Source organism: Acinetobacter rathckeae (assembly GCF_015627125.1).
Lineage (GTDB): Bacteria > Pseudomonadota > Gammaproteobacteria > Pseudomonadales > Moraxellaceae > Acinetobacter > Acinetobacter rathckeae.
In genome coordinates this window covers 439,039-460,957 of record NZ_VTDO01000001.1, presented here as the reverse complement: position 1 = coordinate 460,957, position 21,919 = coordinate 439,039, and the positions used below count along the sequence as shown (strand labels likewise).

The following is a 21,919-nucleotide window of genomic DNA, read 5'->3' as shown; positions in this document are numbered from 1 at the left end:
TCCTTAATTTATTACCCACTTCAAATCATCAGGACACGTTAAATATAGCCCTAAAGTAATCGATGCAAAGTCGTGAATTTTGTCGCAAAACTCTGACAACTGCTTAGTTGTTGCCTTGTGCGTCTTTAAATGATCTTTAACAAACATTTTTACAAGATTGTTGTATTGCACCCAGTAGTGGTTCTGCTCTTTCTCACTCATTTGCTCAATCACTTTTTTAAACTGAATGACTGAATCGTATTGCTCTTTTGATTCTTCATTATCTCGAACTATGATTGACGCAAAGAATTTCTTTTTCATTAAGAACTTCATTTGCTCTGGCGTATCACCTGTATGTTTAGCTATCTCACCAAACCACATATGGATTAGCCGATTTTGAGCTTTTGTGCGTGTTTCTTCTTTCTGATCCACCTTCACAACCAACGGCTTATTATCACCTACTGCATCGCTGTGATGTTGACCCAAGAATGAATGCACTCGCATTACATCGGCAAAGGATTTAATGACGAATGTTTGTTTTAAATCCATCGTCATTTCCCCACGTTTAGTTACCCATAAAACTACAAATTTCGGACTAGAATATCTCCGTCTGATCCATTGCTAACATCCGATTCGTCTTAACCAGCATCTGTTCAAACCACAACTTCGACTCATCGCGTTTCATACTTGAGTACGTGTCAAACTCGTAATGGCACTTATGGCAAAGTGGTATTGTGTATTCATCACTGGCCTTAATACCTCGACCTTTCCCATGCTCGGTAAAATTGCTATGTGCTGCTTGAGAGTAAGGACTACCACACTTCACACAAGGCAATGATCTAACCGCGTTTAAACGTTTGTTACTTCGCATCAAGCTGTTCTCTAATGTTCGCTATACACTTCTTGAAATAAGTAATCTTCTTGTCTGTATGAATTAAATCGTCATAGCTCATTAATTCACGAGATAAGCTTTGGTATTTGTTGAGTTCTGCTTGGTATTTTTTTAAGTGCTTACGTGCTTCTATGATGTTCATAAGCACTCCTTGGCTGTTGCAGTATTTGAACTACAGATTCATTTGTTTTAAATGTCGCTGAGCAATTTGTATTTCGACACTGGTAATACGCTTCTTTTGTCATTTTTGTGATATACCGACTTGTTCTTATATGTGAGGCACTTCCACAGATCGGGCATTTCATCATGTTGCTTTGCTCAATAAAAAACCGCACAACATTTCTGTGTGCGGTATAGTTCTTAAAACTTAGTTAAATTTTAAATGTAATGTCCAATACGTCTGATCAATTTAAAGAATTTCTATATCCAATCTTAAGAGGTTTGGCAAAATTAATTTACATACCTCTTTATGTTATATGGCAAATTTTGCGCTTTATTCTAATAGCAATATTAATCATCTTCACCTTAGACACTGGAGCGACAATCCCATCTATGAGTGACTTTAGTCGCATGGATAAAGAAGCTGTTTTAAGAGTTTTATCAATATTGTTAACTATAGTTGGAACGATTTCTGCTGTATTTTTATATTACAAATATATAGAACACTCTATCTAAAAATTTGGTGGCCTTAGATTTCGACATATTAGCTCGGCCAAATGCTAATACACCGCTACTCACAATCACATCCGCCCTACATGCATGGCTAACTTTACTTGCTTTCGTTCCTTTTATAGTCGGGCATACCAATAGCCCTAGTTTTGGTTTTTTTTACTCGATGGCATGTTCTGTAGGTGGTCAATCTACAGGCAATAAAAAAGCCCAACAATTAAATGTTAGGCTTATTAATCGAGTGGATTACTTATAACTTCGTCCACTGTAACACGAATATAGCAGTTGCTTTGCGCAAGGTCAACTGCCGAATGGGATAAATGGATAACGAACATGTAAAGCGGCCAAACCACACTTAACATCTTGTCTAGCATCATTTACAGTTTTATCCACTGCGATTTCCGCCCATGAATTGCCATAGAAATACCGATCAATCACTGCATCAAGCCATTCATCAAGTACTTCTGATCTACCCATCATGTCTAAGATAAGACGCTGTACTGCTCTAGCTTCATCATCTGTGATTTGACATGTATATTTAGTTGCCCTTGCTTTGGGCTCTCCAGCGTCACTCGTTAAATAATCAGCAATCACTTGTCTTTGCTTGTTGAAATCAAGTTTAAACTTCTTACGCTTCACTACTGCCTGATCCATCGCCACAGCAATTGGATTGATGCTTTTACCACAAGTGCCTGAACTCGAATATTGCCATGCTCCAAATTGATATAACCACTCTTCAAGACTGTACTTAGTCCAATCCATCACTTGCATAATATGTCGTTCAGTCACTGCACTCATCTTTAACCCCTACTTCAAATCTATATACTTAAAAAAATAAGTTGTGCCATCTTCTTGTTCTAGATAAATACTTTCACCCTGATCTAGTTGATCAATTTGTTCTGTATTTAGTAGTTTGCCAGCACCTAATAAAAACTGTTCTTTGCTGTCATATTTTGCTTTGCTATAGATGTTTCCTTTATCTATTTGCCAATGTTCAAACAAGTAATAAGTACCTTTTGAATAAAACATCCAGTCATGATCTTCCACAACTACCCCTTAAATTTCGTTAATCTCTATGCCGTGTACTGTCATCATCAAGTGTTTTTTAATTCTGTAAGCTGGCAATGAGCGTGTATGACTTGACTTCACATCTTCAACAACTAGCTTCCCGTCATGCTTGTATGTGAAATCTGAAACATAGCGTAATGCAGGCTTCTTACGTGCTTCACATTGAAACTTTACGCCCTCTGCAAGTACAAATGGCACTTGGCATTCAAGCTCACTGATTATTCCGTACTCTTGCATGTCACGTAATGTTTTATAACGTAGTGCCTCTTTCTTGCTGTCGAACTTCAAACCATCAACATTAGTTTTTTTGCTTTTAAATTTAGTTGCTCTGGGGCGTTTTAGGTCATGTTTAATCATGGCAACCGTCTCCCTGCTTTGATTTCTTCTGGGGTGGCGTGTCTTACATCGCTCAAATCTAGTAAATATCCATGTACTCTTATAGAGGGAACAAATACTTTTTTAAGCTGTATGTCTTCAAGTTTCACGATTACACCCCTATGCTTATTGATATCATTAAAAACTAAGTAATCACCCACCTTAAATTCACTCATTGACAGCTCTCCACATCAGCGATGGCTTGCTTAACCTGACTAATTTCATAGACATAACCACCTAATGAAAATGACGTACAATCATCAATTTCACAGATATAAATACGATCTCTCGCACCATCAATACCGTCTATTTCATCGAGTAAATCATGCGATTCAACAAGCCTTTCAATTTCCCTAACATCTACTCCCGACTTAAGCATCATTAATTGATCAATTGAGTAGCTAGGCACTTCCAAAAACTTGCGTGCTTCATCTATCCCATACTTTTTTATGTATTCATTCGCTTTCATACCAACACCTCAAGTTCAAGATCAACTTTGCCCATGACTTTCTCCCAAGACTCACCCCAACCATTTTCAAAATAGAACCACTGACCATTTTCTTGTTTGTAGTACACGTTGTGCCTTGGATCAAAGTGTGTAGCACCTTCAGGTCTGTCTTTATCTTTACGCATTGCGTACATACTTCGTTGGTGTCTGCATCTTCTGTTTGATCGCATTTTTGTTTTTAGCTTCATGCCACTTTCCCCATTTCACGCATTTCCGACATCGCCTTAAACATTGCTACTGGGTATGACAGCCCTGTATCAACCAACTCCTTAGTTTTAGCCTTGAGCCATTTCTCTTGTTCTGGTGTATGTTGATCTAGTTTTGATTCAGGCTTGCCAGGTAATCTCACTGGTGGCTCAATCACATCAGGTTTCTTCCAAATCTCTTGTGTAAGCCCTTGTTCTACAAATTCCTTAACTACGTCCATGTAATTCTCTTTAAATGCCTCATAAGCGTAATAAGCCGATCTCTCGTAATTGTTTGCAGTATTTAAGACTTGAAACAACTCAATTGATCTCACATACGCTTCACGCTCTGCTGTGGTGATTTTTGTATTTTCATTGCCACGCCATTTCACAATGTTTGCAAGTGCAGCATTGCGACCCTTGAATGAATCAATCGCTCTTTGTTGTTCAGTACCAAAGCCAACAACTCCCAAACACCATTTGCGAAACATTGCTAAGTCTGGACAAAAACCGTTATCACGTACTTGAGCTAGACCTAGATTGATTTGATCTCGTGTTAGACCATCAATGCAGATTTTCATTGCAGTGTTAATCGCTTCTGTTGGCATACCATCAAATGTTTTTTCAAATGAGCGAGGTACGATAGATTTGAAGACAGCAACCAGTTGAGCTGATTTCACTGGTTGTATTTCAGCTTGAGTATTCGTGAGATTAGAAACCATAGTGTTCATCGCCCTGCTCCTCTTTTTGAACTAACTCTTGGATTTCAGACCAACGTGTTGATGGCTGTGGTTGTTTTGAAGTGTTGTTCTGCTTTGGCTTCACTGAATCCCAGTTTGAGTTAAAACTTTTCCATGAGTTCACAATGCAAAGCTCTAGGACTGCATCGAGTGATTGATCTGATTTTTGTTGTTCGGAGATAAAACGATTTAATGCGGTTTGTGAATCGACTGCATGTTTCGCTTTTCGTACTTGCATGAACTCAGATACGAATTGTTTGTTTGCTCCGAGTTTCAAAAGTGATTTTTCAAATGAGAATTTTGAAGGTTTGGTTTTGCGTGTGTGCCCTACGCTCTTAATATCTGTAGTACTCTCTGTAGTACTCTCTGTAGTACTCTCTGTATTAGTTTGGCGGATTCCGCCATCACAGTTTGGCGCTTTCGTGCAAACTAGCTTGTCGGTTTCGTGCAAACTAGTTTGGCTGTTTTGTGCAGACTTGTTTGTACGTTTCGCACATGGTTTTTCTTGTGCCAAATTGATTAATGCTTGGTATAAAACTTCGTATTCAACCTTGAAAAACACCTTACATGGAACACCGTGTTTATGCTCTGTGATGAAGCCTAATTCCTTAAGTTTATTACGTGCCGTTTCCTGCTCACGACGAGATAAGCCTGTTTCTTCGGTCCACTCTACACCTGTCTTGTAAATCCAGCCATTGGCGTTATTTGTCTTCTTTGTCCAGTACACCAGTTGAGACAACATCAATGCCCCTGTGATGCCACAGCCAAGGTCTACATAGTGTTTATTGAATGCGATAGGACGTTCATTGAGTGTGTCAACAAGGGCCATCAGTTGAATGTTCATTGAACTCATTATTTGCCCACCTGTAAAATTAAGCCTATACGCTCAGCTTCTCTGCCTAGTGAATCCATCATGTCGTCAAGACCAAAGATATTTGCACGCTCTACCAGATGGCGAATTGTGTTTGCGTCAAATTCAACTAAAGGGGCAATATCGCAAATGTCACGCTTGTTAATAGCTTCTTGCAATTCATTGATTTCCTCTTTTTCAGCAAGGCTAATGAATTTACACACATCAGAAACTTCTATCTCAACATCGACATCGGCGTAAGTGCTAACTTCAACTTCTTTTGTAATAGAGATACTCATTAGATAAGCCCCTCATTCGTTAATTGCTCAAATACCCATTGCTCACCTTTTGTTGTGAACATTGCTTGTGAGTAGCCCAAATCTGTCTCTTTCAGCTCTCCTAAGTCTTGGTCTATAAACCATTGCTTAAATACACGACCACGCTTCACGGCATGGCTGTATACATTTAGGCTATCTAAAATCTTGTTAAGCTTTTGGGCTGACATACCAATCTTTTGACCGACCTGTGTGGCATTCATCAAAGTGGTACGATCTGCCAGTTGGTCATAGAAATTAACTTTAGGTGCTTGCAGTTCAAGTTGCTTCGCTTGGTCTGCTGCAAGTTGAAGTGCTTCAGCAAATGACTGTGGGAGTTGTTGCTGGTTTTCTAGTTCATACCAACGTTTTACAAGTGCTGCTGTAAATTCAGGGCAAAGCTGTGCGACAACGGTGATGCTGTCTAACTTTCCTTGTTCACCTGTGAATACAAATGAGTTGGTTTTTTGATTTCTACCAATTGAGTCTAAAAAAGACGTTTCCTCAATTTGAGGAAGCGCTATAACACTTTGTTCTGCTAACTTTTCAATAAGACGTTTCACATTGTCGTGGCGCTTGCTAACAAGTTCAGCAATTTCCAAACTCGTCATGCTGTTTTCTTTTTGGTTAAACTGTGCAATCATATTCATTGTTCATTTTCCTTTAATTAGTGAACATAAAAGCCTGATGTCGACGATCAGGCTTTTTCTTTGTAACCAAGGTCGAAACCCATTCCAAAATCTTCAATATCATCTTGAAAAAAGTCATCTACTGACTGCTTGCTCTCCATCCAAGCCTTAGCCATAACAAAAAGTGCATTCAGTTTTTCTTCACGAATCATTCGATATTTTTTGTTTACGGTTTTATATCCAAGAATGTCCAATAGGACTAAACAGTTTTCAATTTCCGTCAAACCATTGGTTTTCTTATCATTTTTCATGCGAGATAAAGTACTGGGATCAAGTCCTAACTGCTCTGCAATCTGCCCTTGATTACATGACGCAAGAGCTTGCAATACTCTTGCAACTTCATTTCTCGCTCTTGCAGATAATTCAGTGGATAATTTATTCATGGGTTTAAGCTACTTGTTGTTTCAGATCGGCTTTTAATGCGCCATTGGTTTGGATTTGTAGAATTGCTTGTGCACCGTTTGGGATTCCAAATTTATCCCAATCACAAATAGTCGTTCTGCCTCGACCAATCTTTCGGGCTAATTGAGAGTTATTTTTCACTCTGTAAAACGCCCTTAATTCACTTACGTTCATATTCTATTAACCGAACAATTATATTCGGTTTATTGAAACACATGTTCGTGTAATCGTCAATTAAATTGTTCATAATTCCGAACATAAATACATATTTATACATTGAGGCTTTCATGGAAGTTGCTGACAGAATTAACCAAAAAATGCAAGAACTCGGATTGTCACAGGCAGACCTATTGAGAGGCACTGGTGCAGGCAGGGCTACTATTTCAGGGTGGGTAAATGGCACAAATAAACCGAGTGCAAAGCATATTGGTGCTCTAGCTCAAACCCTGAAAGTAACAGAGGGTTGGATTCTTTATGGGGTAAAGGGCAATCCTACTTTGGAAAACATTCGTGTTTGGGATGAGCACACGCCATTAGATAGTGATGAGGTTGAAGTTCCTTACTTTAAGGACTTTAGATTTGCTTGTGGGCATGGTTCGGTTGGTGAGGCTATGGCTAACCAATCAAGCAAACTAAGATTGACAAAACTAGTCTTACGCAATTTAGGGATACAGCACAGCGAAACCTTTGCTGCAGATGCATCAGGTGAGTCTATGTCTCCAACTATTAAAAATGGAGATACTGTGTATGTCGATATGGGTAAAAAAATTATAAAAGATGGAAAGGTTTTTGCAATCTGTCATGGCGGTTTATTTATGATTAAGCGTCTATACAACCTTCCCCTAGGAGGTGTAAGGATTGTCTCGGATAATGCTGTCGAATTTCCTGAAGTTAGATTGAGCGCACAACAGATAAAAGAAGAAGAATTTGAAATCGTAGGATGGGTTTGGCAAGTCTCATCTTTAGATACTTGGTAATAAGAAACAGAGGGTTTATGAAAAATTTAGCTTTAGGGGTTGCTGTACTGGTTTTAGCTGGATGTAGTAGCAATGATGGTGATGACTATAATAACCAATACTATCAATGCGTTGATAAAGGTATTCAATACTATAAAGATATTGGCTCTTATCCAAGATTAAGTAGTGAAAATATTTCAGCAGAAGATAAAGCTAGGCAAATGTGTAGAAACAGTTTAGTTGCTTTCGGTGAATAAATAAGCCCCAAACACGAATGCTTGAGGCTTAAGGTATTCGAGACCATCAATCTCGAATTGCGGATTGATACTCCGCTAAAGGTGAACTATTAAAAACACTGCTCTGGGAGTAGGACGGATGTCAGTTTTTAATAGGAAGCTGCCGCCCCGACAGTGTGCGCACACTTTAAGGGCAAGCGGTTGGCAAATCGCTATATAAATTCACCGACTTTAATTGGTGAGCGCTCGCCAGTGAATTACAAGGTAAATGCCATGTTTTCATTGACGTTACAAACTAAGACAGGTTTTAAATTAAAAGTAAAAATAAACCTTTACGCACTAATTGCAATCTGCTCTTGGTTTGTATAAATCCGAGGGGTGATGGTCGTCATCACCCCTCACTCTATTTTAAAAATACACAACCATTACAACAAAATCAAACTGTGCACCCGACACAGTCCATACAACAGATCGGGCGGAGAAAATAATGAATGATGCAACGATAGAAGCAATAGCTTTAGAAATAACCAAAGCCAAGTTTGCTAACAACTCTAAACTAAACCCAACCTCAAGCTATGATTGGGTTAAGACTTACAATGATTCACTCAAAGAGGTAAAGAGTGAAATCAAGCGTAAAAGCAAGCCTGTGGGTAATGTTGATTTTAGGACTTCATATTAGAAGATTACACTGCTTGTCTTTTAATATTGACTGCGCCCAAACCATTATCTAAAGAGTATTCTTGAACAAGGCTAAAAATGTTTAAGTGATGCTCTTTAGGACAGCTGATAGTTATTTCTGCATCTTTGTCAAAATGGATACCACCATCTGATTTATCTTCCGATCCTACCCATGCCGAACCCTTTGCTGATACTTTCTCGTGATTTAAGTCCAATCCATCAATAAAATTCTGTACATCATTAAGGTTAGTCACGCCCTGAGAAATTAGAGCTAATGCTAAGTTGTATTTTTGCTCTTGTGTCATAAGAACCTCCATTCAGCCCTGCACTATGCGGGGCTTTCTTTTGGGTATTATAAACTTCTTATTCCAAAAACCGAACAATAATTACAAATAAAACCGAACAAAGTCTTGACTTATTTGTTCGATTATCCGAATATATGTTTTAACAAGACAACAAAAAGCCCGTGCAGACGTCGAAATCAACCACGGGCTTTCCATCGGAACGAGGTAATTATGCAACAAGATCAAGAAATGACGCAAGATGAAATGCAGAAATACTGCATTCATAACCTGCTCAAGCTTCAAAAAGAACGCCTTAAAAAAGATGCTCGCAAGAAGTTAAAGGACGACATCAAAGCCGTTGCTTTATGTGCCTTTCTCTGCCTAGTCACTGTATCAATCGTTTGGGGGATTAACTCATGAATGCAAAGTTTGAACCTAAAAAACTGTACGAAGTTGAAGTTGCCCGACTTGAGAAAAAGGCTTTATCAATGGCCATAGGGCTTGTGAAGAAAGCTATTTCAATTGATGGCTTGCGTGTAGAAATCAGCAAAGAGTCTTGTTTAGTAACGATCTGGGATAACAACAAGCTCATATTGAACCAACGCTTTTTCTTAAATGCCGATAATCAAGCAGATTGTTTGCAAATCATGCACATGGAACAACAGATCGAAAAGGCTGAAAACATTTTGTTGTATCTCAATATTGGGAGTAAAGCAGCATGAATACATTGGCTAAAACATTTCCAACCACTGAGTCATATTGGGATTTTATGGCTAAGTTTGGCAAGTATCCAGGCAAGCAAAATGAGGCAACCCACTACAAGACGCTTGGCAACAGTACTGTGTTCTTGAAAGTTGAGAATGGTCAAACCTATTTTTGGGTTGAATCAGAAAGTTGCTGGGTTAAAAACAGTCACTACAAAGATGACAACATGACCCCTATTGGTCAAAAAGAGCCAGTGATTTATGGCCCACCTAAGCCTGAACGTATTTTTGTTGTTCCTGCTCCTGCAAAGCCGTATGAGATCTACTCAGACAGAAGATATAAGGGGGATTAAATACCCCATTCACAACAAAACACACTGAATACTGAGGAATGACAAATGAGTATAGCAACACTAATTTTAGGGCAAAGTGGTACAGGTAAATCCACAAGCCTGCGTAATATGAATCCTGACGATATTTTATTAATTCAGGCAGTTAGAAAGCCATTGCCTTTTCGTTCAGCAAAATGGAAACCTCTCACTAAAGATGATGGTTGTGTGACTAAGCAAACAAAAGCTGAAAATATCATAAATCTTCTTACCAAGACTCCAAAAAACATCATCATTATTGATGACTTTCAATACATCATGGCCTCTGAATTTATGAATCGAGCAATGGAAAAAGGCTTCGATAAGTTTACAGAGATGGCTAAAAATGCATACGACATTTTGATGACCGCAATGAATCTTCCAGACCATAAACGAGTTTACGTACTCTCTCATACAGAAGAAAACGACAATGGAAAAACAAAAATGAAAACCATTGGAAAACTTCTTGATGAAAAAATCACACTCGAAGGCTTGGTTACTGTTGTTCTTCAAACTGCTGTTACTAATGGTCAATATATTTTCACAACACAAAACAATGGTCAAAACACCGTTAAGTCACCGATGGGCTTATTTGAAACTGAACATATTGAAAATGATTTAAAAGTGGTAGATGACGCTATCTGTGAATACTGGGGCATTAATACCAACACGCAAAACCAACTGACTGAAAACGCTTAACAGAGGATTTTATCATGAGCAACTATCAACAATTTAACTTTAATCAAGATGCTGCAAAAAAAGCCGATGGTGGTGGTCGTATAGACCAAACAGGAAAATATGCAGGGAAAATCTCACACGTTGAATTTGTGACATCAAACAGTGGAAAAAAAACACAAGGTTTAGAATTCCACTTCATCGCAGACAACGATGCAACAACGTCCTTTACGATCTGGACGCATCAAGCTGATGGTACGCCTATCTTTGGTTTTGACAAGGTTAATGCTTTACTGGCATGTGCTCAAATTCAAACCCTAACACCAACAAATCGCACATTAGAAAAGTATAGCTATGATGCAGGTGGAAAAGTTAAACAACCTTGTACTGTCGCACCCGAGCTTGATAATAAGCCTATAGGCCTACTCTTACAGCGTGAAAACTACCAAAACCAAAACGGTGAGTGGCGATATCAAATGAATTTCTATGCTGCTTTTCAATATGGTACAGATTTCATGGCTGCTGAAATTCTTGATCGTGCCATCAAGCCTTTAGCATTAGAAAAAGTATTAAATCGACTTATCAATGTTGGTGATGCGACTCGTAAATCAAATAACAATAATAGACCACAGCATCAACAGCAAAATCAGGGTTACAACCAACCTCAACAATCACAAGGGTATGGCAATCAGCCACAACCCCATGATGACGATAATTTGCCATTTTAGGAGGGTTTGGAATGACTGATTTAAAGAAAGAATATGGAGTTTTTGCTGAACACTTTGGATTACCTAAACCTAATGAAGACAATCCAATTTTACAATGTAGTTGGCTAGCTTGGCAAAAACGTGCAGAACTAGCCCAAGCCGAAATCAACGAGCTAAAACAAAAGCTCGAAAAACTGGAAAGTGGTGAGTTTGTTTTGGTGCCGAGAGAATTACCTGGGCATATAGCTGAGTCAATAATCAATAAGGGAGAGTTTCTAGAGAGCGATCCAATCTGGTTTGGCATAATGGATACAGAATATTATAAGGAAAGACTAAAAGATAAAATATATGAATTGTCGCTAAAACACAAATCACTGATCGAAGCAGTGGAGAAAGACCATGAGTAAGATGATAACTCATTTTCTCCCTCATGAACTTATTATCGATAACTTTGCAGGTGGTGGTGGAACAAGTACAGGTATTGAACAAGCCTTTAATCGCCCGGTTGATGTTGCTATCAATCATGACCCTAAAGCATTAGCTATGCACAGAATCAATCACCCTGGTACAAAGCACTATTGTGAAAGTGTATGGGATATTGATCCTATTGAAGTAACAAGCAATCAACCTGTGGGTCTTGTTTGGCTCTCACCAGATTGCAAACATTTCTCTAAAGCAAAAGGTGGCAAACCTGTTGAAAAGAAAATACGAGGCCTTGCTTGGGTTGCACTACGTTGGGCATCAAAAACTCGTCCTCGAGTCATCATGCTTGAAAATGTGGAAGAGTTTAAAACTTGGGGCACTTTAGGTAAAGATGGTAAACCATGCCCAAATAGTAAGGGTAAAACCTTTAACAGCTTTGTAAATGCATTAAAAGCTCAAGGCTATAAAGTTGATTATCGTGAGTTACGTGCTTGTGATTATGGATCACCGACCATTCGTAAACGCTTTTTCTTAATCGCAAGACGCGATGGACTGCCAATCAAATGGCCTGAAGCAACACATGGTAATCCAAATAGCTTGGCAGTAAAAAAAGGTAAATTAAAACCATGGCGTACTGCAGCTGAATGCATAGATTGGTCTATTGAATGCCCAAGTATTTTTACACGTTCACGTCCACTGGCTAATGCAACATTAGAGCGTATTGCAGGTGGGTTGAAAAAGTTTGTTTTCAACAATCCTGATCCATTTGTTGTGAATAATATTGCACCTGTTTTAACAGAATGTGCCAATGCATCAAATAAACGTTGTATGCCAATTAATGAGCCATTGCGAACGATATGTGCTCAAACAAAAGGCGGTCATCATGCTCTGATTGCTCCTAGCTTAGTTGTTAATACTTCAGGACATCCTGGTAACACGTTGGCCAATCCTTTACACACCATAGCAACAGGTGGCCATCATGGATTGGTCTCGGCTTTCTTAGCTAAAAACTACACTGGTGTAGTTGGTAGTTCTATTAAAGACCCAGTACACACGATTACAGCTAAAGACCACAACTCACTTGTTATTAGTCATTTATCAAAAATGAAGAATAACTGCATTGGACAGGACTTAAACGAGCCATTACATACGATGACTACTGTTAACCAGTTTGCAGAGGTTCGTGCGTTCTTAACCGCATTTTACGGTAATGAAAAAGATGGAAATTCCGTAAATGAACCTTTAAGAACTATTCCCACACGTGATCGATTTGGGTTAGTCAAAGTAAATGAAATTGAATATCAAATTGTAGATATTGGATTTCGCATGCTTCAACCGGTTGAACTTTTCAAAGCTCAAGGATTCCCAGACTCATATGTATTTGAGAAAGGACTAGATGAACATGGCAATGAAATCAAATTAACTAAAACAGAGCAAACGAGAATGGTGGGTAATTCAGTATGCCCTCAACTATCGCAAGCATTAGTTGAGGCCAACTTTGGTCATGAAAAACAATATAGAGGTGTGGCATGACTAAATACATCCAAACCGAACTCGGCACAGAAAAGCAATGTATTCACTGCGGTGAGTACTTCCCTGCTACGAAAGAGTTTTTCTACGGCACTGGTCGTATCAAAAAAGATGGTACCTATAGCTTAGAAGCGAATTGCAAAGACTGTTACAAGCAACGCTTTAAGCCTTGGGTGAAAAGAACTTATGAAATTAGTTATCGGTATGCGTGAGGTGAAATGATGGGATTTATGATTGATTTATCAAATACAGAGCGACGTGTATCTACAGCTGAATTTGCTATGCGAATGAATATTAGTGAAAATGAGTTATATCTTCGAATAAAGGATAAACGAATTGCTCAACCACTAAAAGATGGCCGTAAGAACTATTGGCTTAATAGTTATGTATTAACTTGTATCACAATCACAGAAGCAGGCTTAGCAAGTTAATGAGCAAAGACCAAAAAAAAGACCACATAACGTGGTCTTTTTTTTGTTGATTTATTGATTTGTGAGTAACAAAGTGAGTAAGTTTTAAATAATACTCAATAATAATTAAACACTATCAATAACTTAGATCAACTATAAGTGGCTTACATCATTCCACCCATTCCACCCATTCCACCCATATCTGGTGAAGCAGGTGCTTTCTCTTCAGGAATATCTGTGATCATTGCTTCTGTTGTAAGCATTAGACCAGCAACAGATGCCGCATGTTCAAGCGCTGAACGAGTTACTTTTGCAGGGTCAAGAATACCCATTTCAAGCATATCGCCATATTCAGCAGTTGCTGCGTTATAACCAAAGTTACCTTCACCTTGTTTTACTGCATTAATCACAACAGAAGGCTCACCACCGGCATTAGAAACAATTTGACGGAAAGGTGCTTCAATCGCACGGCGTAAAATATTTACACCTACCGTTTGGTCATCATTATCACCTTTCAACTCAGCTAAGCGAGCCACGGCACGTACAAGTGCAACACCACCACCTGCAACAACACCTTCTTCTACCGCCGCACGTGTTGCATGTAATGCATCATCTACACGGTCTTTCTTCTCTTTCATTTCAACTTCAGTGGCTGCACCAATTTTAATAACAGCAACACCGCCTGCAAGTTTAGCAACACGCTCTTGTAGCTTTTCACGATCATATTCAGAAGTTGATTCTTCAATTTGTGCACGAATTTGTTGTACACGATCGCTAATCATTTCAGCGTTGCCTGCACCATCAACGATCACTGTGTTTTCTTTAGATACTGTCACTTTATGTGCTGTACCTAAATCTTCAAGTGATGCTTTTTCTAAAGACATACCGACTTCTTCAGAAATAACGTTTGCACCTGTAAGTACAGCAATATCTTGTAGCATTGCTTTACGGCGATCACCAAAACCTGGTGCTTTTACTGCACAGACTTTAATGATGCCACGCATGTTATTCACAACCAATGTTGCAAGTGCTTCGCCTTCAACATCTTCTGCAATAATAAGTAGTGGTTTACCTGTTTTTGCAACAGCTTCTAGCGTACCAATCAGTTCACGAATATTGGCAATTTTTTTATCAACCAATAAAATAAACGGATTTTCAAGTTCCGCTGTTAGCGTATCTTGTTTGTTTGCAAAGTATGGGCTTAAGTAACCACGGTCAAACTGCATACCCTCTACAACATCTAGAGCATCTTCAAAGCCTGAACCTTCTTCAACGGTAATCACGCCTTCTTTGCCTACTTTTTCCATCGCTTGAGCAATTAACTTACCAACCGTATGGTCTGAGTTTGCAGAAATTGAACCCACTTGCTCAATCGCTTTAAAGTCATTCGCAGGCGTTGCTGTTTCACGAATATTTTCCACTACAGCTTTTACTGCAAGGTCAATACCACGTTTTAAATCCATTGGGTTCATACCTGCTGTTACAGATTTAATCCCTTCATTCAAAATCGCTTGAGCAAGTACAGTCGCTGTTGTTGTACCATCACCAGCAACATCATTTGTTTTTGATGATACTTCACGTACCAACTGTGCACCCATGTTTTCAAATTTATCTTGTAATGTAATTTCTTTCGCAACCGTTACACCATCTTTTGTAATGTGTGGTGAACCAAATGAACGATCGATAACAACATTACGACCTTTAGGGCCTAAAGTCACTTTTACTGCATCAGCAAGTACATTCACACCAGCAATCATTTTTGAGCGTGCTGAATCACCAAATTTAATATCTTTAGCAGACATTGTTTAGACTCCAAATTTTGTTTACTTCAAAGAGATGAATTTTTAATAAAAAAATAGTATGTTAGTTTGTAAGTACAGCTAAAATATCAGATTCTTTCATAATCAATAATTCTTCAGCATCTACTTTCACTGTTGTACCTGCATAAGTACCAAACAGTACTTTATCACCCACTTTAACATCTAAAGCACGTACACCATTTTCAGTAATTTGGCCATTACCTACAGCAATCACTTCCCCTTGTGATGGTTTTTCAGCAGCAGAACCTGGTAGCAAAATACCGCCTGCTGTTTTTGCTTCTTCTTCAACACGGCGAATGACAACACGGTCATGTAAAGGACGAATAGTGCTCATTTTAAAACTCCAACTCAGTTTACTGTTTTAAATGGCTTATCATGGCTATATCAGTATGTGTTATACCACGACTTACCAAAGGTTCATGTCAAATTGGTGGGGGTAAAAATAATAGCTTCAAGGGCTACAAAGAAAAATTTTTGCTTAATTGATTTTTTTTTATGCACATGCCAAAAATTACCATTTTAGGTCACATAAACTCGGTTGATTCTACCCACTCAAACCAGTCATGCTTGTTCTATGCCATAAATACTTTGATGAACCACTAAAAATATTAGCTAAAAGCACTGTCGCTAGAAATAAAGTATCTTCACTTAAATCTTAAGTAAAAACTTCTTTCACCAATAATAAGTAAAATCAATATAGTATTCTTTTCTAAAAATTATTTTCACTTGAACAAATAGCTAAAAATCAACCATGATTAAAATAAATTTTTAATAAACTACAAAATGACTTAAGCGAGAATATATGAACACACGTTCTTAAACAGAAATAAAAACATACCACAGTCGCTTACACAGTATTAAACTACGTGTACTCAAGAAAAAATCTAAGTTTCACTTACTTAAGCTCAGCCTTATTAGGTCATTTCAAATCTAAAGATCAACTTACACACCCAAGTCAATTAAAGCATTATATTTTCAAAGGATCACTCACACTGGCTTTAAACTCATATTTCTATAAGCCTGTTTCTAAATACACCCCTTTTAACTCGTGGAAGCTGTAGTGTTTTACCTCACCCGTTGCACTAATGGTATTAAAGCTGTTGGGCTGATTTTTTCGTAACCGCCATGAAGTTGCTGTACCCGCATGAATATCCCATATCGGCTGTGTCACATTTAAATCAAATAATTGAGTCAAGTTATATACACCAGTATGATGCAAATGTCCGTGCAATAGACCAAACAATCCTAAGCCCCCCCAACGCTCCAACGCCAGTTTTGCTTGTTTTGGGCAGTCTTTCCAACCATGTGATTTACGTGGAGTATAAAACGGTTGATGCACGACAACCAATTTAAGCTTATTTGCAGGTGCTTTTTTTAGTTTATGATTCATCTGCTCTATTTGTGCAAATGAAATATCACCTTTGGTATGATGCCGACGGCGTATGCTATTTAAACCCATTAAATAAAAATTTTTCGTCTCTAACACTTGCTCAGCAGGGCCAAAAAAACCTTCATAAAATGTAAATGGATAAAACACACGCTTCCACACATGATAAAGCGGTATGTCATGATTGCCAGGCACTACCAAATATGGCAAATGAAGGCTCTTTAAAAATTGCTTACATGCAAGAAATTCAGCAAATTTTGCTCTTTGGGTTAAATCGCCACTCACCACCACGGCCTCAAGCTCAGATGACTGCTTGCAAAACAGGCGAATGGCATCAAGGCATGATTTCTTTTCAGTACCAAAGTGTAAATCAGATAGATGAAGTAGCATAAGGCACCATAATATTTAAGGCATGTTTATGTACAGAAATGTGTAAAGGTGAACACTCCTCTATTAACTCACCATCAATCGCTAAATACAACGGTTGATCTTGCACAGACTTTATTTCTATATGTTCCGCAGTAAATAAACAAATACCATCTGCATGCTCTACATTGCCTTTAAACAGTTTGACCAGCAATTTAATCAGCGATATACGATCACTTTTAGACACCACAACGCCTGCCACTTTACCCTCTTTTGCAGCATCGGCAATGGTCAAGTTAAGCTCTTTGAGTTGTAATTGATTATTTCCTAAAAATACCAAAGACGTGGTGACGGGGTGCTTTACACCATCAATGGTCAATTCTAATTTTAATGCCTTGTATTTTCTTAATAAAACATCTAAAGCAGATGTATAAGCATGTAATGGGAAACGCCCCAAATACTTATTATAACGCTCTCTTTGTTCGATAAATAAAGGATACAACCCCAAACTGGCATTATTTAAATAGACATGCTCATTTAAACGTGCAACATGTACTGCACGAGGTGCACCCTTGACAATCACTTCAGCAGCTTTAATAAGATCAAGTGGAATATCTAAAGCACGTGCCACATAATTAAACGTACCTAAAGGTAAAATACCCAGTGGAATATCTGTACCTATTAAATGTGAAGCAATCGAGTTCAGCGTACCATCTCCGCCTGCACCAATCACCACGCCTTTATGCTTAGTTTTTTGATGCCGTGCAATAATTTTTTTCATGAGCAGTGAAATAGGACTACGCTCACTCAATTCAAACACTTGAATTTCAAAACCGTAGAAAGAAAACAACGTCATCATTTGCTCATAGACTTCATCGTTATGACTGGCATGAAACCCTGATTTATGGTTATACACTAAAGATAATGGTTTTAAATTTAACATCACAACCACAAAAATATTATTACTACGAATTCATAGCATACCACTCATCATGTGCTATTTTGTATAAAACCTGCGTTTTTTACGCACAACCAATCAACAAAACAAGATATTGTTTTTAATAATTATTTATTTAAAAAATAAAAATACTTTTAATATTTTAAATAGAAATACCAACCACACAAACACAACAAGACACTGATATTTATATTTATTTAAAAAACAAATATAAATTATAAACTATACTGATATATGATTTTAAGCTTAAACTAAAGTCGTAGTTATGATCTAATAAACACCGAAAAACATCAAAAAATCTGTTTTTTTTGACTGTACTACCCTATTTTAAACAGCAAGGCATTCGCATGATTTCACTCAATGTACCCGCATTTGTTCAACACACAAAATTGATCGAATGGGTCGCAGACATTGCAAAACTTACTCAACCAAAAAACATTCAATGGTGCGACGGTAGTGAAACAGAATACCAAGAACTGATTCAACTCATGATTGCCAATGGTAGCATGCAGGCTTTAGACCCTGAAACACACCCAAACTCTTACAGTGTGTTATCTGATCCAACAGATGTTGCCCGTGTAGAAGACCGTACTTTTATATGTAGCGAAAAAGAAGAAGATGCTGGCACTACAAATAATTGGCAAGCACCAGAAATCATGCGTAAAACTTTAAATGGACTCTTTGAAGGGTGCATGCAAGGTCGTACTATGTATGTGGTTCCATTTTCAATGGGCCCAATGGGTAGCCATATTGCACATATTGGTATTGAAATTACCGACTCGCCTTATGTTGCAATCAGCATGCGTAAAATGACCCGTATGGGTAAAGCGGTATACGATGTTTTAAAAACAGATGAGACTTTTATTCCATGTGTACACAGTGTAGGCATGCCTTTAACCGAAGGCATGACCGATGTGGCATGGCCATGTAATGCTGAAAAATATATTGTGCACTACCCTAAAAGCCGTGAAATCTGGTCGTTTGGCTCAGGTTATGGCGGCAATGCATTATTAGGTAAAAAATGCTTTGCACTACGTATTGCTTCTGTAATGGGGCGTGAACAAGGTTGGCTTGCTGAGCACATGCTTATTTTGGGCATTACTAACCCACAAGGTAAGAAGCACTACGTGGCAGCTGCATTCCCTTCTGCATGTGGTAAAACCAATTTTGCCATGCTCATTCCACCAAAAACATATCAAGGTTGGAAAGTTGAAACAGTTGGTGACGACATTGCTTGGATTAAACCGGGTCAAGATGGGCGTTTATATGCCATTAACCCAGAAGCAGGCTTCTTTGGCGTTGCACCAGGTACCAATGTAAAAACCAATCCAAACTGTATGGCAACATTACAAAAAGATGTCATTTATACCAATGTTGCGGTGACAAAAACAGGGCAAGTATGGTGGGAAGGTTTAACAAAAACTGCGCCTCAAGACCTTATTAACTGGAAAGGCCAACCACACCAAGGTACAGAAAAAGCAGCCCACCCTAACTCACGTTTTACAGTCGCTGCAGATCAATGCCCATCTATTGACCCAGATTGGGATAATCCACAAGGTGTACCAATTTCAGCATTTATTTTTGGCGGTCGTAGAGCAGACACTGTACCACTCGTATCTGAAGCATTTGACTGGGTTGATGGTGTTTATAAAGCCGCAACCATGGGGTCAGAAACCACCGCCGCTGCTGCAGGCCAACAAGGCGTTGTACGTAGAGACCCGTTTGCGATGTTGCCATTTATTGGCTACAACATGGCAGATTATTTTGACCATTGGTTAACACTTGGACAAACCACAAAAATTCAAGCAGATGCAAACAACCAACAATTGCCAAAAATATTTAATGTGAACTGGTTCCGCCGTGATGAAGATGGTTCATTTATTTGGCCAGGTTTTGGTGAAAACATGCGTGTGCTTGAGTGGATTATTGCACGCTGCGAAGGCACAGCAAACGCCACTGATACAGCAATTGGTCGTGTGCCTTGCTATCAAGATATCAACTGGAAAGGCAGTGACTTTAGTCAAGTTTCATTTGAAAAAGTGACTACACAAAACCCAACACAATGGCAAAAGGAACTTGAAAGCCACGGCGTATTGTTTGAAAAACTTGGTGATCGCATGCCAAAAGTCTTAAAACAACACCAACAAAAACTGCTAAAACAATTTAGCCAAACTGAAACCATATAACGATTAAAAAAAGAGCCAAAATATTGGCTCTTTTTCTTTTTATACACAGCACAAAAACAACAAAACAGTGAATGAACTATGGCATACTCAAATCGAAAAATACTGTGGACTCTACAAAAATGAAAAAATTATACGCAACCCTCGCAACATCAAGTGTAGTATTACTGCTAAGTGCCTGCCAAACTTCACCACAGGCTTATAATGGCCACACAGGCTACCAAGTTGAACAACGTACTTCACAAGATGCCATTATTAACTACACACTTGCAGCAAAAGCAAACGCGAATAGCAATACAGCCAAGCTACAAAATGCATGTAAAAAGGTACTTGGCTCACAGCAAGATTATAAAATAGAGATTTTAAGTAATAGCGAAATTATTAACCCTGCAAACACTCCAAGCTCATACGGCATTGGAATTGGGCAAAGCAAAACCAGCTTTGAATTGGCACAAATTAATAATACAACTGACCAGTCAACTGCAGCACGTACGGCACTAAATACACACCCACAAACACTGAATGTCATTCGCTATCGTTGCACAGCATAAATTGCTTTTTTTTTGCATAAAAACATGAGGGCAAACATGCAAAACTTGGCACAACACACCATTTTAATCACAGGTGGTACAGGGCTTATTGGTACAGCACTGATTCAATACTTTTTAGCACAACAGTGCCACATTATTGTACTTACTCGCTCCCCCGAACAAGTGTCAGCGAAATATCAAAACAAAGCTGTCACTCTAGTGCCTCACTTCAATGACATAAGCCCCAATACCACCATAGACTATGTGATTAATCTGGCTGGTGAAAACATTAGTAGTCAACGTTGGAATGAGCAACGTAAACAAGTACTGATTCAAAGCCGTGTAAATACCACCAAACAACTGACCAATTGGCTAGACACCCAAAACATCAAACCCAAATGTATTATTTCAGGCTCTGCTGTCGGTTATTACGGCATAGATCAAACTAAAACATGGCAACATGTTTGCAATGAAAATAGTCCACCACAAAATATTTTTATATCGGAAATTTGCCAAAAATGGGAAAAAGCAATTCTACCGTGGGCAATCGAACAACAGCAAAATCTAAAAATTATTCGTTTAGGTGTCGTCTTCTCACAACACGCACCTGCATTTAAACAAATGCTGCTCCCCATTAAACTCAATGCAGTGGGCAATATTGGCTCAGGTCAACAACCATTAACATGGATACATATTGAGGACGTAATAAACGCAATTGTCTTTCTCATGACATCAAGAGGAAAACACCAGATCTATAATCTATCTGCACCACAACAAACATCACAGCAGCAATTTGTTATGGCCTGTAAAAGCATACTACACAAACATACACCTTTTTCTGTACCAGAAAGCTTGCTCAAGTTAGTTTTAAAAGAGCAAGCTGAATTGATTACCAACGGACAATATGTATCTCCAACGCATTTGTCTGACGATGGTTATCAATTTTTGTATCCAACCCTAGACCAAGCTTTAGGTCATTTACTTGCATAAAAAAAGCACTTAACCTGTAAGTGCTTTTTTCAACGCTAGCCCT

General features: G+C 38.5%; 36 protein-coding genes. 15 read left to right on the top strand and 21 right to left on the bottom strand.

Annotation, left to right across the window (positions count from 1 at the left end):
- Positions 1 to 3: 3 nt before the first annotated feature.
- From I2F31_RS02230 to I2F31_RS02155, 16 genes are all read right to left on the bottom strand, one after another.
- Positions 4 to 528, bottom strand: a complete 525-nt coding sequence (locus tag I2F31_RS02230) for a recombination protein NinB (RefSeq protein WP_195773362.1) — start codon at positions 526 to 528, stop codon at positions 4 to 6.
- Positions 529 to 574: 46 nt separating this feature from the next.
- Entirely contained in the window at positions 575 to 850 is a 276-nt protein-coding gene (locus I2F31_RS02225) for a DUF968 domain-containing protein (RefSeq protein ID WP_195773361.1), read from the bottom strand.
- A complete protein-coding gene (locus I2F31_RS02220) occupies positions 840 to 1,013 on the bottom strand; it encodes a hypothetical protein (protein ID WP_195773360.1) in 174 nt (57 codons plus the stop codon). The genes I2F31_RS02225 and I2F31_RS02220 overlap by 11 nt, the downstream gene beginning before the upstream one ends.
- Entirely contained in the window at positions 991 to 1,176 is a 186-nt protein-coding gene (locus I2F31_RS13480; protein WP_407647856.1) for an ogr/Delta-like zinc finger family protein, read from the bottom strand. The genes I2F31_RS02220 and I2F31_RS13480 overlap by 23 nt, the downstream gene beginning before the upstream one ends.
- Before the next feature lie 664 nt (positions 1,177 to 1,840).
- Positions 1,841 to 2,338, bottom strand: coding sequence for a hypothetical protein (locus I2F31_RS02210; protein ID WP_195773358.1), 498 nt, complete (start codon positions 2,336 to 2,338; stop codon positions 1,841 to 1,843).
- Between the two features lie 9 nt (positions 2,339 to 2,347).
- The gene (locus I2F31_RS02205) at positions 2,348 to 2,587 is read right to left on the bottom strand and encodes a hypothetical protein (protein WP_323127545.1); all 240 of its coding nucleotides are present in this window, start codon (positions 2,585 to 2,587) and stop codon (positions 2,348 to 2,350) included.
- Between the two features lie 9 nt (positions 2,588 to 2,596).
- The gene (locus I2F31_RS02200; protein ID WP_195773357.1) at positions 2,597 to 2,965 is read right to left on the bottom strand and encodes a DUF1064 domain-containing protein; all 369 of its coding nucleotides are present in this window, start codon (positions 2,963 to 2,965) and stop codon (positions 2,597 to 2,599) included.
- Positions 2,962 to 3,159, bottom strand: coding sequence for a hypothetical protein (locus tag I2F31_RS02195; RefSeq protein WP_195773356.1), 198 nt, complete (start codon positions 3,157 to 3,159; stop codon positions 2,962 to 2,964). The genes I2F31_RS02200 and I2F31_RS02195 overlap by 4 nt, the downstream gene beginning before the upstream one ends.
- Positions 3,156 to 3,452, bottom strand: coding sequence for a hypothetical protein (locus tag I2F31_RS02190; RefSeq protein ID WP_195773355.1), 297 nt, complete (start codon positions 3,450 to 3,452; stop codon positions 3,156 to 3,158). Before I2F31_RS02190 ends, I2F31_RS02195 begins: the two co-directional genes overlap by 4 nt.
- Entirely contained in the window at positions 3,449 to 3,679 is a 231-nt protein-coding gene (locus tag I2F31_RS02185; RefSeq protein WP_213014782.1) for a hypothetical protein, read from the bottom strand. The genes I2F31_RS02190 and I2F31_RS02185 overlap by 4 nt, the downstream gene beginning before the upstream one ends.
- Positions 3,676 to 4,407 (bottom strand): hypothetical protein, encoded by a 732-nt coding sequence (locus tag I2F31_RS02180; protein WP_407647846.1) that lies wholly within the window; start codon positions 4,405 to 4,407, stop codon positions 3,676 to 3,678. The genes I2F31_RS02185 and I2F31_RS02180 overlap by 4 nt, the downstream gene beginning before the upstream one ends.
- Positions 4,388 to 5,269, bottom strand: coding sequence for a DNA-binding protein (locus I2F31_RS02175; protein ID WP_195773353.1), 882 nt, complete (start codon positions 5,267 to 5,269; stop codon positions 4,388 to 4,390). The genes I2F31_RS02180 and I2F31_RS02175 overlap by 20 nt, the downstream gene beginning before the upstream one ends.
- Positions 5,269 to 5,565 carry a hypothetical protein gene (locus I2F31_RS02170; RefSeq protein WP_195773352.1) on the bottom strand — a complete coding sequence of 99 codons (297 nt, stop codon included), beginning with the start codon at positions 5,563 to 5,565 and terminating at the stop codon, positions 5,269 to 5,271. Before I2F31_RS02170 ends, I2F31_RS02175 begins: the two co-directional genes overlap by 1 nt.
- On the bottom strand, positions 5,565 to 6,230 hold the full coding sequence (locus I2F31_RS02165) for a Rha family transcriptional regulator (protein ID WP_195773351.1): 666 nt from the start codon (positions 6,228 to 6,230) through the stop codon (positions 5,565 to 5,567). The genes I2F31_RS02170 and I2F31_RS02165 overlap by 1 nt, the downstream gene beginning before the upstream one ends.
- Before the next feature lie 47 nt (positions 6,231 to 6,277).
- Positions 6,278 to 6,652 (bottom strand): transcriptional regulator, encoded by a 375-nt coding sequence (locus tag I2F31_RS02160; protein WP_195773350.1) that lies wholly within the window; start codon positions 6,650 to 6,652, stop codon positions 6,278 to 6,280.
- Between the two features lie 4 nt (positions 6,653 to 6,656).
- Complete coding sequence (locus I2F31_RS02155) at positions 6,657 to 6,845, bottom strand: hypothetical protein (RefSeq protein WP_195773349.1); 189 nt, start codon at positions 6,843 to 6,845, stop codon at positions 6,657 to 6,659.
- Positions 6,846 to 6,958: 113 nt separating this feature from the next.
- On the opposite strand from I2F31_RS02155, the gene I2F31_RS02150 reads away from it, so the two are divergent.
- The 3 genes from I2F31_RS02150 to I2F31_RS02140 all read left to right on the top strand — a co-directional run bounded on the left by I2F31_RS02150 (position 6,959) and on the right by I2F31_RS02140 (position 8,542).
- Complete coding sequence (locus I2F31_RS02150) at positions 6,959 to 7,648, top strand: S24 family peptidase (protein WP_195773348.1); 690 nt, start codon at positions 6,959 to 6,961, stop codon at positions 7,646 to 7,648.
- Between the two features lie 17 nt (positions 7,649 to 7,665).
- Complete coding sequence (locus tag I2F31_RS02145; RefSeq protein WP_195773347.1) at positions 7,666 to 7,884, top strand: hypothetical protein; 219 nt, start codon at positions 7,666 to 7,668, stop codon at positions 7,882 to 7,884.
- A 466-nt stretch (positions 7,885 to 8,350) separates the two neighbouring features.
- Positions 8,351 to 8,542: a hypothetical protein gene (locus I2F31_RS02140; RefSeq protein WP_195773346.1), complete on the top strand. Its 192-nt coding sequence runs from the start codon at positions 8,351 to 8,353 to the stop codon at positions 8,540 to 8,542.
- A gap of 4 nt (positions 8,543 to 8,546) precedes the next feature.
- Here the strand turns inward: I2F31_RS02140 and I2F31_RS02135 are convergent, their stop codons facing one another.
- Positions 8,547 to 8,846 carry a hypothetical protein gene (locus I2F31_RS02135; protein WP_195773345.1) on the bottom strand — a complete coding sequence of 100 codons (300 nt, stop codon included), beginning with the start codon at positions 8,844 to 8,846 and terminating at the stop codon, positions 8,547 to 8,549.
- Positions 8,847 to 9,056: 210 nt separating this feature from the next.
- On the opposite strand from I2F31_RS02135, the gene I2F31_RS02130 reads away from it, so the two are divergent.
- Genes I2F31_RS02130 through I2F31_RS02090 form a run of 9 tightly spaced genes read left to right on the top strand, consistent with a single transcriptional unit; the run spans position 9,057 to position 13,663 of the window.
- A complete protein-coding gene (locus I2F31_RS02130) occupies positions 9,057 to 9,245 on the top strand; it encodes a hypothetical protein (RefSeq protein WP_195773344.1) in 189 nt (62 codons plus the stop codon).
- Positions 9,242 to 9,547, top strand: a complete 306-nt coding sequence (locus I2F31_RS02125; protein WP_195773343.1) for a hypothetical protein — start codon at positions 9,242 to 9,244, stop codon at positions 9,545 to 9,547. The genes I2F31_RS02130 and I2F31_RS02125 overlap by 4 nt, the downstream gene beginning before the upstream one ends.
- Positions 9,544 to 9,882 (top strand): hypothetical protein, encoded by a 339-nt coding sequence (locus tag I2F31_RS02120; RefSeq protein WP_195773342.1) that lies wholly within the window; start codon positions 9,544 to 9,546, stop codon positions 9,880 to 9,882. The genes I2F31_RS02125 and I2F31_RS02120 overlap by 4 nt, the downstream gene beginning before the upstream one ends.
- Before the next feature lie 45 nt (positions 9,883 to 9,927).
- Positions 9,928 to 10,596, top strand: coding sequence for a DEAD/DEAH box helicase family protein (locus tag I2F31_RS02115; protein WP_195770170.1), 669 nt, complete (start codon positions 9,928 to 9,930; stop codon positions 10,594 to 10,596).
- Positions 10,597 to 10,610: 14 nt separating this feature from the next.
- Entirely contained in the window at positions 10,611 to 11,300 is a 690-nt protein-coding gene (locus I2F31_RS02110) for a hypothetical protein (protein ID WP_195770172.1), read from the top strand.
- 11 nt (positions 11,301 to 11,311) lie between these two features.
- Positions 11,312 to 11,686: a hypothetical protein gene (locus tag I2F31_RS02105; protein WP_195773341.1), complete on the top strand. Its 375-nt coding sequence runs from the start codon at positions 11,312 to 11,314 to the stop codon at positions 11,684 to 11,686.
- Between the two features lies 1 nt (position 11,687).
- A complete protein-coding gene (locus tag I2F31_RS02100) occupies positions 11,688 to 13,235 on the top strand; it encodes a DNA cytosine methyltransferase (RefSeq protein WP_195773459.1) in 1,548 nt (515 codons plus the stop codon).
- Positions 13,232 to 13,444, top strand: coding sequence for a hypothetical protein (locus I2F31_RS02095; protein ID WP_195773340.1), 213 nt, complete (start codon positions 13,232 to 13,234; stop codon positions 13,442 to 13,444). The genes I2F31_RS02100 and I2F31_RS02095 overlap by 4 nt, the downstream gene beginning before the upstream one ends.
- A gap of 9 nt (positions 13,445 to 13,453) precedes the next feature.
- Complete coding sequence (locus I2F31_RS02090) at positions 13,454 to 13,663, top strand: hypothetical protein (RefSeq protein WP_195773339.1); 210 nt, start codon at positions 13,454 to 13,456, stop codon at positions 13,661 to 13,663.
- 143 nt (positions 13,664 to 13,806) lie between these two features.
- On the opposite strand, the gene groL is transcribed toward I2F31_RS02090, so the two are convergent.
- From groL to I2F31_RS02070, 4 genes are all read right to left on the bottom strand, one after another.
- The gene (groL, locus tag I2F31_RS02085; RefSeq protein WP_195773338.1) at positions 13,807 to 15,444 is read right to left on the bottom strand and encodes a chaperonin GroEL; all 1,638 of its coding nucleotides are present in this window, start codon (positions 15,442 to 15,444) and stop codon (positions 13,807 to 13,809) included.
- 61 nt (positions 15,445 to 15,505) lie between these two features.
- Positions 15,506 to 15,796, bottom strand: coding sequence for a co-chaperone GroES (locus I2F31_RS02080; RefSeq protein WP_195767983.1), 291 nt, complete (start codon positions 15,794 to 15,796; stop codon positions 15,506 to 15,508).
- A gap of 678 nt (positions 15,797 to 16,474) precedes the next feature.
- On the bottom strand, positions 16,475 to 17,239 hold the full coding sequence (locus I2F31_RS02075; protein ID WP_195767984.1) for a metallophosphoesterase family protein: 765 nt from the start codon (positions 17,237 to 17,239) through the stop codon (positions 16,475 to 16,477).
- Complete coding sequence (locus I2F31_RS02070) at positions 17,220 to 18,158, bottom strand: diacylglycerol/lipid kinase family protein (RefSeq protein ID WP_195767985.1); 939 nt, start codon at positions 18,156 to 18,158, stop codon at positions 17,220 to 17,222. Before I2F31_RS02070 ends, I2F31_RS02075 begins: the two co-directional genes overlap by 20 nt.
- A gap of 362 nt (positions 18,159 to 18,520) precedes the next feature.
- Between I2F31_RS02070 and I2F31_RS02065 the strand changes: the two genes are divergently transcribed.
- From I2F31_RS02065 to I2F31_RS02055, 3 genes are all read left to right on the top strand, one after another.
- A complete protein-coding gene (locus I2F31_RS02065) occupies positions 18,521 to 20,359 on the top strand; it encodes a phosphoenolpyruvate carboxykinase (GTP) (RefSeq protein WP_195768159.1) in 1,839 nt (612 codons plus the stop codon).
- Positions 20,360 to 20,478: 119 nt separating this feature from the next.
- Positions 20,479 to 20,907, top strand: a complete 429-nt coding sequence (locus I2F31_RS02060; protein WP_195767986.1) for a hypothetical protein — start codon at positions 20,479 to 20,481, stop codon at positions 20,905 to 20,907.
- Positions 20,908 to 20,943: 36 nt separating this feature from the next.
- Positions 20,944 to 21,876, top strand: a complete 933-nt coding sequence (locus I2F31_RS02055) for a TIGR01777 family oxidoreductase (RefSeq protein ID WP_195767987.1) — start codon at positions 20,944 to 20,946, stop codon at positions 21,874 to 21,876.
- Positions 21,877 to 21,919: the final 43 nt, after the last annotated feature.